Source organism: Peptoniphilus harei, assembly GCF_900454685.1.
GTDB lineage: Bacteria > Bacillota > Clostridia > Tissierellales > Peptoniphilaceae > Peptoniphilus_A > Peptoniphilus_A harei.
Genome location: NZ_UATM01000032.1, coordinates 298250 through 311238 on the forward strand (window position 1 = coordinate 298250; position 12989 = coordinate 311238).

At 35.5% G+C, this 12989-nt stretch carries 13 protein-coding genes and 1 other annotated feature; of the genes, 7 read left to right on the forward strand and 6 right to left on the reverse strand.

Annotated features, from left to right (window positions below; all coding sequences use genetic code 11):
• Positions 1-21: 21 nt before the first annotated feature.
• Positions 22-1365: an MATE family efflux transporter gene (locus DRZ96_RS02820; protein ID WP_172605451.1), complete on the reverse strand. Its 1344-nt coding sequence runs from the start codon at positions 1363-1365 to the stop codon at positions 22-24.
• Positions 1366-1906: 541 nt separating this feature from the next.
• Between DRZ96_RS02820 and DRZ96_RS02825 the strand changes: the two genes are divergently transcribed.
• Together DRZ96_RS02825 and hutG are read left to right on the forward strand one after the other, a co-directional pair.
• Positions 1907-2860, forward strand: coding sequence for a 2-hydroxyacid dehydrogenase family protein (locus tag DRZ96_RS02825; RefSeq protein ID WP_112889276.1), 954 nt, complete (start codon positions 1907-1909; stop codon positions 2858-2860).
• An 8-nt stretch (positions 2861-2868) separates the two neighbouring features.
• Positions 2869-3900: a formimidoylglutamase gene (hutG, locus tag DRZ96_RS02830; RefSeq protein WP_112889500.1), complete on the forward strand. Its 1032-nt coding sequence runs from the start codon at positions 2869-2871 to the stop codon at positions 3898-3900.
• Positions 3901-3994: 94 nt separating this feature from the next.
• On the opposite strand, the gene DRZ96_RS02835 is transcribed toward hutG, so the two are convergent.
• From DRZ96_RS02835 to DRZ96_RS02845, 3 genes are read right to left on the reverse strand one after another with little or no spacing between them, the layout of a single operon-like run.
• Positions 3995-4774 carry an ABC transporter ATP-binding protein gene (locus tag DRZ96_RS02835; RefSeq protein WP_112889501.1) on the reverse strand — a complete coding sequence of 260 codons (780 nt, stop codon included), beginning with the start codon at positions 4772-4774 and terminating at the stop codon, positions 3995-3997.
• Positions 4767-5645 carry an ABC transporter permease gene (locus tag DRZ96_RS02840; protein ID WP_112889502.1) on the reverse strand — a complete coding sequence of 293 codons (879 nt, stop codon included), beginning with the start codon at positions 5643-5645 and terminating at the stop codon, positions 4767-4769. The genes DRZ96_RS02835 and DRZ96_RS02840 overlap by 8 nt, the downstream gene beginning before the upstream one ends.
• A gap of 7 nt (positions 5646-5652) precedes the next feature.
• Positions 5653-6666, reverse strand: coding sequence for an ABC transporter substrate-binding protein (locus DRZ96_RS02845; protein WP_112889503.1), 1014 nt, complete (start codon positions 6664-6666; stop codon positions 5653-5655).
• 62 nt (positions 6667-6728) lie between these two features.
• Positions 6729-6974: a binding site (T-box leader), on the reverse strand.
• 263 nt (positions 6975-7237) lie between these two features.
• Here DRZ96_RS02845 and htpG point away from each other — a divergent pair.
• Complete coding sequence (gene htpG / locus DRZ96_RS02850) at positions 7238-9091, forward strand: molecular chaperone HtpG (protein ID WP_112889504.1); 1854 nt, start codon at positions 7238-7240, stop codon at positions 9089-9091.
• A gap of 611 nt (positions 9092-9702) precedes the next feature.
• Here the strand turns inward: htpG and DRZ96_RS02860 are convergent.
• Positions 9703-10116: a hypothetical protein gene (locus DRZ96_RS02860; RefSeq protein WP_112889506.1), complete on the reverse strand. Its 414-nt coding sequence runs from the start codon at positions 10114-10116 to the stop codon at positions 9703-9705.
• A gap of 156 nt (positions 10117-10272) precedes the next feature.
• On the opposite strand from DRZ96_RS02860, the gene tpx reads away from it, so the two are divergent.
• Genes tpx through DRZ96_RS02880 form a run of 4 tightly spaced genes read left to right on the forward strand, consistent with a single transcriptional unit; the run spans position 10273 to position 12132 of the window.
• Complete coding sequence (gene tpx, locus DRZ96_RS02865) at positions 10273-10773, forward strand: thiol peroxidase (RefSeq protein ID WP_112889507.1); 501 nt, start codon at positions 10273-10275, stop codon at positions 10771-10773.
• Complete coding sequence (rlmH, locus tag DRZ96_RS02870) at positions 10773-11252, forward strand: 23S rRNA (pseudouridine(1915)-N(3))-methyltransferase RlmH (RefSeq protein ID WP_172605483.1); 480 nt, start codon at positions 10773-10775, stop codon at positions 11250-11252. Before tpx ends, rlmH begins: the two co-directional genes overlap by 1 nt.
• Positions 11253-11260: 8 nt before the next feature.
• Positions 11261-11782, forward strand: coding sequence for a hypothetical protein (locus DRZ96_RS02875; protein WP_112889509.1), 522 nt, complete (start codon positions 11261-11263; stop codon positions 11780-11782).
• Positions 11783-11793: 11 nt separating this feature from the next.
• Positions 11794-12132 (forward strand): DsrE family protein, encoded by a 339-nt coding sequence (locus DRZ96_RS02880; RefSeq protein WP_112889510.1) that lies wholly within the window; start codon positions 11794-11796, stop codon positions 12130-12132.
• Between the two features lie 84 nt (positions 12133-12216).
• Here the strand turns inward: DRZ96_RS02880 and DRZ96_RS02885 are convergent, their stop codons facing one another.
• A complete protein-coding gene (locus DRZ96_RS02885; protein ID WP_070699916.1) occupies positions 12217-12972 on the reverse strand; it encodes a ZIP family metal transporter in 756 nt (251 codons plus the stop codon).
• Positions 12973-12989 lie beyond the last annotated feature (17 nt).

Consider the following 12989-nt stretch of genomic DNA (forward strand, 5'->3'; position numbering starts at 1 on the left):
ACATTTAAGCCAATTTAAGCCTTAAATTGCTTCCATTTTTCTTCTTACAAAGGTGTTCATAAAGTAGGCTATGAAAAATACTGACGCAATCTCTGCAATTACGTAACCCCACCAAATTTCGTTAACTGTAAAGAAGGTCACTGCTATATAGGCAACTGGTAATAGGACTATGATTTGTCTTAGGATTGAGTCAAGTAGTGCCAAGATTCCGTTGCCAAAGGCTTGGAAGACTGATGTCCCTACTATTGATATGCCAGCAAATACATAGGATAGGGCACAAATCCTAAGCATTGGTATTCCAATTTCCAACATCTTGTCCGATGCTGAGAATATTCCTAAGATTTCTCTTGGGAAGGTCATAATAAGTCCCGATACTATTAGGGTCATTACTATTACTGTTGCAAAGGCAAGCTTTATCGATTTTATAATCCTCTCTTTATATTTTGCCCCATAGTTGTAGGCGATGATTGGAACTAGTCCGTTGTTTATTCCAAAGATTGGCATAAAGACAAAGGACTGAACCTTGAAATAGGCGCCTAGGGCTGCTATGGCAGATGTGGAAATCTCTGATAGCATTTTGTTTAATACATATATTGTAAAGGACTGGATTGTTATTGTAATCATTGATGGAATCCCAACAATATAAATCCCCTTAATAATTTTTGGATTAAAAGAAAACTTCTTAATAGTTATATCTGGATTAAACTTGTGCTGGAAGAAGGCTCCACATATTGCTCCAATAATTTGTCCTGTTACAGTTGCAACTGCTGCACCCTTTACCCCCATGGCTGGAAGTCCAAAATAACCAAAGATAAATATTGGGTCTAGGATAATATTTAGTACTGCCCCAATAAGTTGGGTCAACATGGTAAATATTGTCCTACCCGTTGATTGAAGGGTTCTTTCCAAAAATATTTGTGTAAATACACCTACAGATAGGCCCATTACAATTTGAAGATAGTCCACTCCATAGTTAATTATATTTTCATTCGTTGTTTGAGCTGACACAAAGGGCATTGGCAAAAACCTTGACAAAATAAATAGAAGTATTCCATATAGTATGGCAAGTGTAAGTCCATTTTCCGCTGTCTTGTTGGCCCGATCAAAGTTTTTCTCTCCCAAGTATCTTGAGATGAGTGAGTTCATACCAACTCCTGTACCTACTCCAATTCCTATCATTATATTTTGAATAGGAAAGGCAATGGCAATGGCTGTGAAGGCCTCTTCATTTATCTTTCCAATGTAGTAGGAGTCTACCAAGTTGTACATGGACTGGATAAACATAGAGATCACAATTGGAAAAGATACTTGAAATAAAAGTTTTGGGATTGACATAGTCCCCAATTTATTTTCATTATTTTGCACTTAATCACCTCTTACTCTTTTATTGTAATCCTAACTATTATATAGGAAGATATAAGTTTTTTGAAGTATAAAAAAGAAGTTAGGAAAATTCCCAACTTCTTAAATATCATTTTTTTCTCTTAACAGTAATAATGTTTTCGTAATAGTATAGAAAAATAAGATTAAACCAATCCTATTTATTTTTATGAATATCGTATAAGCAATAACAAATCTGAACAAAAAATCCAAAAGTAAATAGCAAAAATATACTACGACCTCTTTTAAAATATGATATAAGAGTAAAATTTAAAAATATAAAATTTAAAAATATTAACGTTTTATTCTTCTTCAAAATATCACCTGCTAAATTTAATAATATCACAATCCTCGTCCATTTCTAAATTTTATTTTCTCAATTAAGGAAATTACTAAATATTATTACTATATAAACTTTATTCCATAAATATAATATTGAATTTTTTTCAATTTATTTTTTAATTATTTCCAGCGCACTTTATACAATAATCATTTAATGATAAAATAAAAGCAACGAGGTGATTTTTTGAAATTATTGATTACGAGTAATATTCCAGAAAAAATTTACGATGAGCTAGACAAACATTTTGAAATAAGCTATCACGACTCCAACGTTCCACTAAAAAAAGAAGAAATTATAGAAATGATAAAGGGACAAGATGCTCTTTTATGTCCCCTATCAGATAAAATCGATAAGGAAGTAATTGATGCTGGCGACAATTTAAAAATTATTGCCAACTATGGAGCTGGCTTCGACAATATAGATATTGATTACGCAAGAGAAAAGGGAATTGTTGTTACTAACGCACCTGCTCCTGCATCTGCTGTGTCCACAGCTGAGCTTGCTTTTGGCCTTATGCTTGCTGCTGCAAGAAGAATTGTATCTGGCGACAAGGTTACAAGAGCTGGAGAGTTTTACGGCTGGAGACCAACTTTTTATCTTGGAAGCCAACTTAAGGGAAAGACTCTTGGCATCATTGGCCTAGGAAACATTGGAAAAAATCTTGCCAAAAGAGCAAGAGCCTTTGAAATGAAGGTTGTCTATTATTCACGCACAAGAAAAGAAGATTTTGAAAAAGAATTTGGCCTAGAATACATGGATAAAGATGAGGTAATAAAGTCTTCTGACTTTTTAAGTCTTCACATAGCCTTTGTGCCTGAACTCCATCACATGATTTCCAAAAAAGAACTTGAAATGATGAAAAAATCTGCTATATTAATTAATGCGTCTAGGGGTCCAGTTGTTGACGAAGAAGCCCTTACCAATGCACTAATAGAAAATGTAATTGCAGGAGCAGCCCTTGATGTTTATGAATTTGAACCAAAGGTAAATGAAAAACTCATGGTCCTAGACAATGTAATTCTTGCTCCTCACCTTGGTAATGCAACTTTTGAAGCAAGACTTGAGATGGGAGAAAATGCAAAGGACAATTTAATTGCCTTCAAGGAAGGCAAGAGTCCTAAGAACAAAGTAAACTGAGGTGTAAAATGATAAATTATTATAGTCCACAAGATATGACAATATGGTCTGGAAGAATTGATGACGAAAATGATTACGAGTCTTTTAGGTGGCATCAATGGGTTAAACCCCTTGACCTAAACGACGAAAGCTTAAGTCCCTTTGATGGCAAACTTGGCTTTGGTATCATAGGCTTTGAATCTGACCAAGGTATTGAACTTAACAAAGGAAGGTTTGGAGCTGCTGCTGGTCCTGCTGCCATAAGAAAGGAACTCGCAAAGCTACCATGTCAATTTTCTGAAGAAGTTAAAATTTTTGACTGCGGCAATGTGACAAGTAAGTACACAACTCTTGAAACCAGCCAAGACCAACTAGCTATGGCTGTGAAAAGAGTTCTTGAATTAAATCTATTTCCCCTTGTCCTTGGTGGAGGTCACGAAACTGCCTTTGGTCACTACAAGGGAATTAGCACCTTCCTTGATGACAAGGAAGACAACAAGCTTGGCATTTTAAACTTCGATGCCCACTTTGACCTTAGGCCTTATGAAAAAGGAAATGGAACAAGTGGAACAATGTTTAGACAAATTGCAGACTACACTCGTGAAAAGGGAACTCAATATGCCTACTATGTAATGGGAATTCAAAAGCACTCCAATACACTTTCACTTTTTAGGACTGCTGAAGACCTTGGGGTTAAGTATGTACTTGGTAAGAACTTTATCAATGGAGACTTCTTTGAAATTGTTCACGAACTTGATGAGTACATTGGAGAACAAGACCACCTATACGTTACAATTTGTATGGATTGCTTCACATCTTCCTATGCACCAGGTGTCTCTGCTCCACAAGCCTTGGGCATTGATCCAGAAAAAGTAATCCTACTTTTAAAACACGTCTTCTCAACTGGCAAGCCAACAAGCTTTGACATATGTGAAGTTTCTCCAAGATTCGACCACGACTCTGTAACTGCCAACTTGGCATCAATCCTTGTGTACACAGTTGTGTCAACTATGGCCAACCACGTCTTGGGTAAAGCAAATAAAAAATATATTCCTAGATAAAAATAATTTAAGTATAAAAATTGCCATGGATTTCTCCATGGCTTTTTCTTTTGCAAAAATCATAAAATTTTCTTTTCTTATTTTCTTCTATTATCTATAAAGAGTTACCAGACTCAATAGATATTTCATAAAACTTATCTAAAATCGAATCCAGCTTAAGATTTTTCTTTTCTTCTCCAGCAAAGTCCATAATCTTTTCTCCCTTGTGCATCATTATGAGCCTGTCACCATAGTCAAGAGAATAATTTAAGTTGTGGGTAACCATAAGGGCTGTCAAATTTTTTTCTCTCACAATTTTATTGGTGATGTCCATAACTGTGTCAGCTGTCTTTGGATCAAGAGCCGCTGTGTGTTCGTCAAGGATTAAAAAATCTATGGGGACAAGTGTAGCCATTATTAGGGCAAGAGCCTGCCTTTGGCCACCTGATAAGAGCCCAACCTTGTCGTCTAACTTGTCTTCGAGTCCAAGGCCAAGTCCCCTTAGGGTCTCCCTATAAATTTCTCTTTTCTTTTTATTTACTCCTGGCAGCAAGTTCCAAGACTTGTTTTTATTTTCTGCCATGGACATATTTTCTAAAATCGTCATCTTTGGTGAAGTCCCCATCTTTGGATCTTGAAAGACCCTCCCCATCTTGACGTATCTCTTGTGCTCTGGAATTTTTTTAAGATTCTCTCCGTCGATTAAAATTTCTCCTGAGTCTTCTCTTAGGGACCCACAAATAATATTTAAAAGAGTAGACTTGCCTGACCCATTAGACCCAATAATGCTGACAAATTGTCCCTTGGGAAGAGTAAGGTCAAAACTCTCAAAAAGTTTATTCTCATTTGCTGTTCCAATATTAAAAGTTTTATCAATTGATCTTAGTTCAAGCATTTTGGACCTTCTTTCTCTTTCCCCTTCCTGCAATTAATATCACAAGGAAAATCACTGCAGTTATAAGTTTCATTGAGTTGGCTGAAAAACCAAGGGCAATGGCAAGGGCAATTGAAGCCTTATAAAGAATTGAACCTATTAAAACTTTTGTGGTGTCCTTGATAAAGTCGAAGGACTGCAAAAGCTTCATCCCAAGCACAACAGAAGCAAGACCCATTACCATAGACCCAGTTCCCATGGAAACTTCAAAAAATCTCTGATTTTGGCAAACTATAGACCCACTTAGGGCAACAAGTCCGTTGGAAAGGGCAAGACCACAAATTTTTACCCTACCAGGATCAACTGCCATGGTCCTCACAAGACTTTCGTTGTCGCCACAGGCCTTTAAAATAAATCCAGCCTTGGTTCCTAAAAAATAATCTAAAAGTATTTTAATAATAAAGACAAGAGGGACCATTACAAAGAGCAGGTCATAAGATTTTAAATTTTCTGGCACAAGTCTTGCAAGACCTGTAGAAAAAATTGTCTCACTATTAAAGATAGGCACATTGGCCTTGCCTGCAATTTTTAAATTAATTGTCCAAAGGGCCGTCTGCATTATAAGTCCTGCAAGTAAGTCCTCTACCTTTAGCTTGATGTGGATAAGACCTGTCAAAGATCCTGCCAAAGCACCAGCCAAAAAACTAATGACTAGAGCGAGGCCAGGACTTATTCCCCTTAGGATGGCAAAGACTGTTACTGCTGCACCTAGAGGAAAAGACCCGTCAACTGTTAGGTCTGGGAAGTCCAAGATGCTATAGGCAATGTAAAGACCCAGTGCTAAGAAACTATAAGTCAGCCCCTGGCTTATTATTCCTAATAAGATATCCATGACCCACCTACTTTTCTTCAGGAGATCCTATCTCAGTAAAATTTTCTGAAGCCCTATCAAGTAAGTCCTTTGGAATATCTATCCCAAGTTCGTCGGCAACCTTTGAGTTAAGATATAAATTTGGCTCTTCAATAATTTCATAAGCCAGCTCACTTGCCTTGGCTTCTCCTCTTAAAATTTTTGCAGCCATCTTGCCAGTTTGCTTTCCAAGAGAAATGTATTCAATCCCTTCTGATCCAAGACAGCCCATCTTCACTTGTTCAATTTCAGAACCAAAAACAGGAATTTTCTTTGCATTTGCCTTGTCTAAAATTGTTGGAAGAGAATTCACAACTGTGTTGTCCAAAAGATTTGTCATTACGTCAACTTTTGAAAGTAAGTTGTCTGTTGCTAGAGGTATGTCTGCAGTAGTATTTATGGCTTCATCAATAACTTTAAAGTCGTACTTGACTGCAAGGTCTTTATAAATCTCTAGCATTGAATCTGAGTTTGCTTCACTAGATGTGTGTAGGATACCAAGATTCTTTGCCTCTGGCATAAGCTCTCTTATTAATTTTAATTGAGCTTCCACTGGCAAGATATCGCTAGTGCCTGTTATATTGCCAAGAGGATTTTTGTTTTCATCAGCAACTTGTGCCACCACTGGGTCAGTGATTGCTGTGTAGACAACTGGTATGTCTGTCTTCATTGTTGCATTATAGGCACTCATGGCAGCTGGTGTGGCAATGGCTGTCACCATGTCCACCTTGTTGCCCACAAAGGCATCTGCTATTTGGGCAGCAATCCCCATGTCTGCTTGGGCATTTTGGTAGTCAACTTCTAAATTCTTTCCTTCAACAAAGCCTTCTTCCTCAAGACCTTGCAAGAAACCTTCTCTACAATTATCAAGTGATGGGTGTTGGGCAAATTGTAAAATTCCAATTTTATAAACTCTTTCACTATCAGAAGTTTTTTCTCCACTTCCACTTGAACATCCAACTAACAATAAAACTAATGACAATACTCCTAAAATTTTTTTCATTTTCATTCTCCTTTTCCTCAAACTATGAGAGAAGGATGGAAATAAAAAAAGACTTCCATCCCTAATGGGACAAAAGTCTAAACTTCTGCGGTACCACCCAAATTTGCATAAAGCACCCTCTCATCAATACTAACATATTGGTCTTATTTTAACGGCTAAGTCCCGTCGGGTATTACTTTAAATCAAAGATTTATTTCTCCCCGCCCTCAGGAGTCCATTCATTTATACTTCGCTTACAAGTCTCTCACCATGTGACTTGCTCTCTTTAAAGCTCTATAAAAATTACTAATCTCCTTTATCGGTTTATCGATTAGATATAATATAGTACTTGAATTTTATTTTGTCAAGGATAAATTTTTCTTTTTAATTTTATTTTGATTTAAAAATTTTCAAAGCTATTAAATTAGGTTTTATAAAAATAATTTTCTCTATTTAAAATTTATTAAGACTTTATAAATTTTTCTCAAGTTATATTTTAAAATAAATCTCCAAAAGTTTGACTATTTAAATTAAAAGATATATATTATTGGCAGAAGCATCTATTGAGTGCTAATAATAGGAAGGTGATTTTATGCAAAATAAAAAATATAATGCTGAAACAGAAAGATTAATGGACTTGATGATTCATTCCATTTACACAAATAAAGAAATATTTTTAAGGGAACTTATCTCCAATGCATCTGATGCCATGGACAAGATGTACTACATCGCCCTTAACGACGACAAGGTTAAGTTTAACCACGAAGACTACTTCATCAGGATTACTCCTGACAAGGAAAAGAGAACCATAACAATAGAAGACGGCGGCCTTGGTATGACTGAGGAAGAACTTGTAGAAAACTTGGGAACAATAGCCAAGTCAGGTTCCCTTGACTTTAAAAATCTAAACAAAAAAGATGCTGACCACGAAATAATTGGCCAGTTTGGTGTAGGTTTCTACTCTGCCTTCATGGTTGCAGATGAAATTTCTGTCCTAACAAGATCTTACAAGGAAGAAAAAGCTCATCTTTGGAAGTCCAAGGGAGCAGATGGCTACTCCATTGAAGATGCAGAAAAAGAAAACCACGGTACAGTTATCACTCTTCAGCTAAGAGAAAATACTGAAGAAGAAAATTATGACCAATACCTCGATGAATATAAGATTAGGGAACTTGTGAGCCACTACTCCAACTACATCTCCTACCCAATTAAGATGGAAGTAGAAAAGAAAAGACCAAGTGCTGATTCAACTGATGATGATCCAAAATTTGAATCCTATAGAGAAGATGACGTCTTAAACTCTTCTGTCCCAATGTGGAGGAAAAATAAAAATGAATTAAAGGACGAGGACTACAACAACTTCTTTAGACAAAGACACTTTGGTTTTGAAGACCCACTTGCCCACATCCACATATCTGTGGAAGGGATGATTTCCTTTAAGTCAATTTTATACATCCCATCAAGAAAACCCTTTGACTTCCTAAACCCAGACAAGAAGGGCGGACTTGAACTTTACTCCAACGGAGTTTTAATTATGGAAAAATGTGAAGACCTTCTTCCAGATTACTTGAGCTTCGTAAAGGGTGTAGTTGACTCAGAGGACATTTCTCTTAACATCTCACGTGAAATGCTACAAAAAACTCGTGAGTTGCAATTAATTAAGAAAAATATAGAAAAGAAGATCCTTGATGAACTTGCAAAAATCCTTAAGAATGACAGGGAAAAATACGCTGAATTCTTTGAAAACTTTGGAGTTAGTCTAAAGTCAGGTGCCTATGAAAATTATGGTGCAGACAAAGACAAGCTAAAGGACCTTTTTATCTACACAACTACTAAGAGAGATCATGTGACATTTAACGAGTACAGGAAAAACATGAAGCCAGACCAAGACTTCATCTACTATGCAAATGGTTCTTCAATCGAAGCTATTAAGGACCTACCACAAATCAAGCACTTTATCGACAAGGACATAGAAGTTCTTGCCCTAACAGACCCAATTGACGAGTTTGTCATTAAGATGCTAGAGGAATATGATGACAAGAAGTTTAAGTCAATTTCTGAAACAGATGATGTGAAGGAAGAAGATGAAAAATCTTTACAAGACTATGTAAAGAAGATGAAGGAAATCTTAGAAGGAGAAGTTTCATCAATTAGAGAAAATCCAAATCTAAAGGATGACGCAGCCTACCTATCAAGCAAGGGTGAAATCTCCATTGAAATGGAAAAAACACTTAGCCACATGCCAAACAATCAAGGCTTCAAGGCAGACAAGGTCCTAGAAGTAAATCCAAACCACCCTGCCCTTAAGAAACTAACGGAAATGGACCAAGCTTCAGAAGACTTCAAGACTTACACAAAGCTCTTATACGACGGAGCAAGACTTGTTGCAGGTCTAGAAATAGAAGACCCAATTGCCTACGCAAGAAATGTTTCAAAGTTAATGTAAAAAAGATTTTATGAAAATAATTAAAATTTTAATACAAAATTAAGGCTCTTTTCATTGTGAGAAGAGCCTTTTATTTTTATAAATTTTAAATGTAACTTATGACTTTCTTTTTAAAAGCAAAAAAATATTTCCTCCTATAAGCAAGAAAAAATACAAGGCATTAAAATCATAAAGGTAGAAAAAATTTTCTTGCAAATAATATTTTTTTATGACTATATAAATTGCAAATATAAAAATTTCAATTAATAAAAATATTCCAAGGGTCTTTTTTTCTTGTTTACTTGAAAAATTAAAATAATAGGCGAGCATAAAACCTAAGAATACAATCATTAAAATTTTTACAATATCCAAGATTATCATATATTTTATGTCAAAGGTCGCTTGAATTCTCCCATTGATGTATCCAAAAACTTTCGTGCAGGCTAGGTTTAAAATTGGAAAACAAAATAATGATATTATAAAATTTATATATTTTTTCAAAAAATAGCTCCTTCCTACTATAAGTTCGATATTTTATTACACCTTAATTTTTTATCTAATTATAGTATAATACAAAAATTAATAGACATGAAAAAACTGTTGGATTTATTTTTCCAACAGTTTTTCTTTGCTTATTTTTTCTCTTCCCCTATAAAAGAATAATTCCTTCCCATAAAATCAAAAACTAAGTTTGGCACAGGCTCCTTGTTCTTCTCAGTTTTCATACCATAACCAGCAAGCACAGTTTCTTCAAAGTCATCAAAGTCCATTATAACTTGGTAACCAGTTCCCGCCTTTTCTAATTTATAAGTTCCAGTAAAGTCTATGGCGTTATTTCTATCAGTCATGACAAAATTTTTATCATCAAATTTGATTGCAATGTCATTACTAAGGTCCTTTCCATCTTCTGTATTTATCATTCTATCTAGAGTCCAATTGATTTCGCTAATATTCTTGTCTGGAAGACCTTGGTCCTTACCTGTGCAGGCTGTAAAAATTATTCCTGCCATAAAAATTAATAACAAGGCTTTTAAATACTTTTTCATATTTCCCTCCTTCTTTTATTCCTTTAATTAACAAAAGTTTTCTTACTTATATTTTAATTAAGATGGCATTTTATTGCAATCACTTGTTAAGATTATATATAATTGGATATAAATATAGTGTAAATTAAAACAAAAATAATTTTAGGAGGAATTAAAATGGATATAACATTTGGCGGAGATAAAGTAACTCTTGAAGGTAAAGAAATTAAAGTTGGAGATGTAGCCCCTTCTTTTAAGGCAGTAAATAAAGATTTATCTGACTTTAACTCAGAAGACCTTAAGGGCAAGATCGTAGTTTATTCAGTTGCACCATCAATTGACACACCAGTTTGTGCTCTTCAAACTACAACTTTTAACGAAGAAGCTACAAAATTATCTGACGACGTAAAGATTGTAACTGTAACTGTTGATTTACCTTTCGCACAAGAAAGATTCTGTTCTGTTAAGGGAATCGACAATGCAGACATTGTTTCTGACTACAGATACAAAGAATTCGGTCAAAAATTTGGCTTCATGATGGAAGAATTACAACTACTTGCTCGTGGAGTTGTTATTGTTGATAGAGACGGCAAAGTTGCTTACGTTGAATATGTTCCTGAAGTAACTAATGATGTTAACTTTGACAAGGCTCTTGAAGAAGTTAAAAAATTAAAATGATTAACATTAATTTAATTGTACTTGGCAAGATCAAGGAAAATTATTTTAAGGATGCCATAAATGAGTACAAAAAAATGCTTAAGTCTTACGCAGATTTAAGCATTTTTGAAATTATGGACGAACCCTGCCCCGAAAACTTGTCAGAAAAGGACATGGAAAGGGTGAAAAAAGTTGAAGGCGAAAAGATTTTATCAAAGATAAAGGACGGAGCCTATGTAATTGCTCTTGAGATTGGTGGGAAGAGTTTGGATTCAGTGGCCTTTGCAGATAAGATTAACGACCTCATGATTGACGGCCACTCCAACATAACTTTTGTAATTGGTGGAAGTCTTGGACTATCTGATGAAGTTTTAAAAAGAGCTGACTACAAGCTCAGCTTCTCCAAGATGACCTTCCCCCACAAGCTTATGCGAGTGATCTTGATGGAACAAATCTACAGGGCCTTTAGGATAATTAACAACCACCCTTATCACAAGTGAGATTTTTTATGAAATTAAATTTATTAAATCAAGTATTTTCCTTTCACGACTTTAGGCTCGTGAATATAGAAAATCTTTCTGATAAGATTCTTTTATATTTTGACAAGGGTATTTATTTTGAAAATACATCTGAAGGTCCAGTTGACTATATGATAGAAAATCCAAGACTTGTTCTTCATAAGACTGACACCTCTTTTTCAAAGGAAGAGATGGGAGAAATTATTGGAGGAATAATTAAGGCCTTTGATCCAGATTTTGATTTTGGGGACAGTCTTGATGATCTTGATGACGACTTGAATAGTGGTCTTGAGATAAAGCTTTATAAGGATGGGACTTATAGGAGAATTTCTCTTGAAGAATTTTTAAAACTTGATTTTGAAGTGATTAATGAGTCCTTTGGCTATGGTTACATGAGATTTTCTGGAATAGTCACAGGCTTTGAGGATACAAGTGAGTGGCAAGATGGATCAATAGAAATTTATTACAATAATGATGCAGAACTTCTTTACGATTCATTAGAAAAATTATAAGGAGAATATGAATGGAAAAAATACTTTTTTATGTAATGGAAGGCGAGAAGATGTGCTTTAACCATGCAATGTTAAATGCAGAAGCCCTCTTAGATTCAGGCAAAGAAGTAAAAATAATTCTTGAAGGCAAGTCTGTCAAACTTCCAAAAGTTTTAGAAGACGAGAAAAATCCTCTTTATAAAAAACTCTTGGAATCAGGAGTTATTGTGGGCGTATGCAAGGCTTGCTCCAAAGTCCTAGGTGTCTATGAGGACAATGAAAGACTTGGCCTTAGGTTTTTAGATGACATGAAGGGTCACGCTGGAATGGAAAAATATGTATCAGAAGGCTATCAAGTTGTCGTCTTTTAATTAATTTTAAATAAAAAAATAACCAGAGTTTATGAAGAAAAATTCTTAGTTGGAATTTAAATCCTTTCATAGACTCTGTTTTTTTTAAATTAGTGTATCTAAAAACATCATTAGGATGAAGCCAAGAATGACTCCATAAGTTGCCTCTCTCTCGTAACCATTGGAGTGAGTCTCTGGAATAATTTCATCACTTATTACAAAGAGCATTGCTCCTCCTGCAAGGGCAAGGATAAATCCAAGAGTTGCAGAGAAAATTGAAACAAGTCCAACTCCTAGGAAAGCTCCAATAGGTTCAACAAGTCCTGTCAAACTTGCAATGGCGAAGGCCTTCTTGCGAGAATAGCCTTCGCGAACAAGGGCAAGGGCAACTGCCAGTCCCTCTGGCATATTTTGTAGGGAAATACCAAGGGCAACTGAAAGACCATTGGCCACATTTTCTCCACCAAAGCTTACACCAGTTGCAAGTCCTTCTGGGAAGTTGTGGATGGCAATTGCAATTACAAAAAGCCACATCTTGGAAAGATTCTTTACATTTGCCCCCTCTTGTCTCTTGTCAATTAAGTGTTCGTGAGGTGCAAACTTGTCGATTAAATCAAGCATTAGAGCCCCACAAAAAATTCCAAGTCCTGTTGATACAACGCCCATTGTTCCATTGGCAATTTCAAGACTTGGTATAACAAGGGAGAAGCAAGTTGCCGCAAGCATAACTCCCGCTGCTGCTGCAAGGAGGATGTCGAGACCCTTCTGGCTCACATCCTTTGCAAAAAATATAGGGATTGCACCAACCCCTGTCATAAGTCCTGGCACTACACATCCCAGGATAATAAAAGTTAAATTCATTTAATCACCTTAATTCT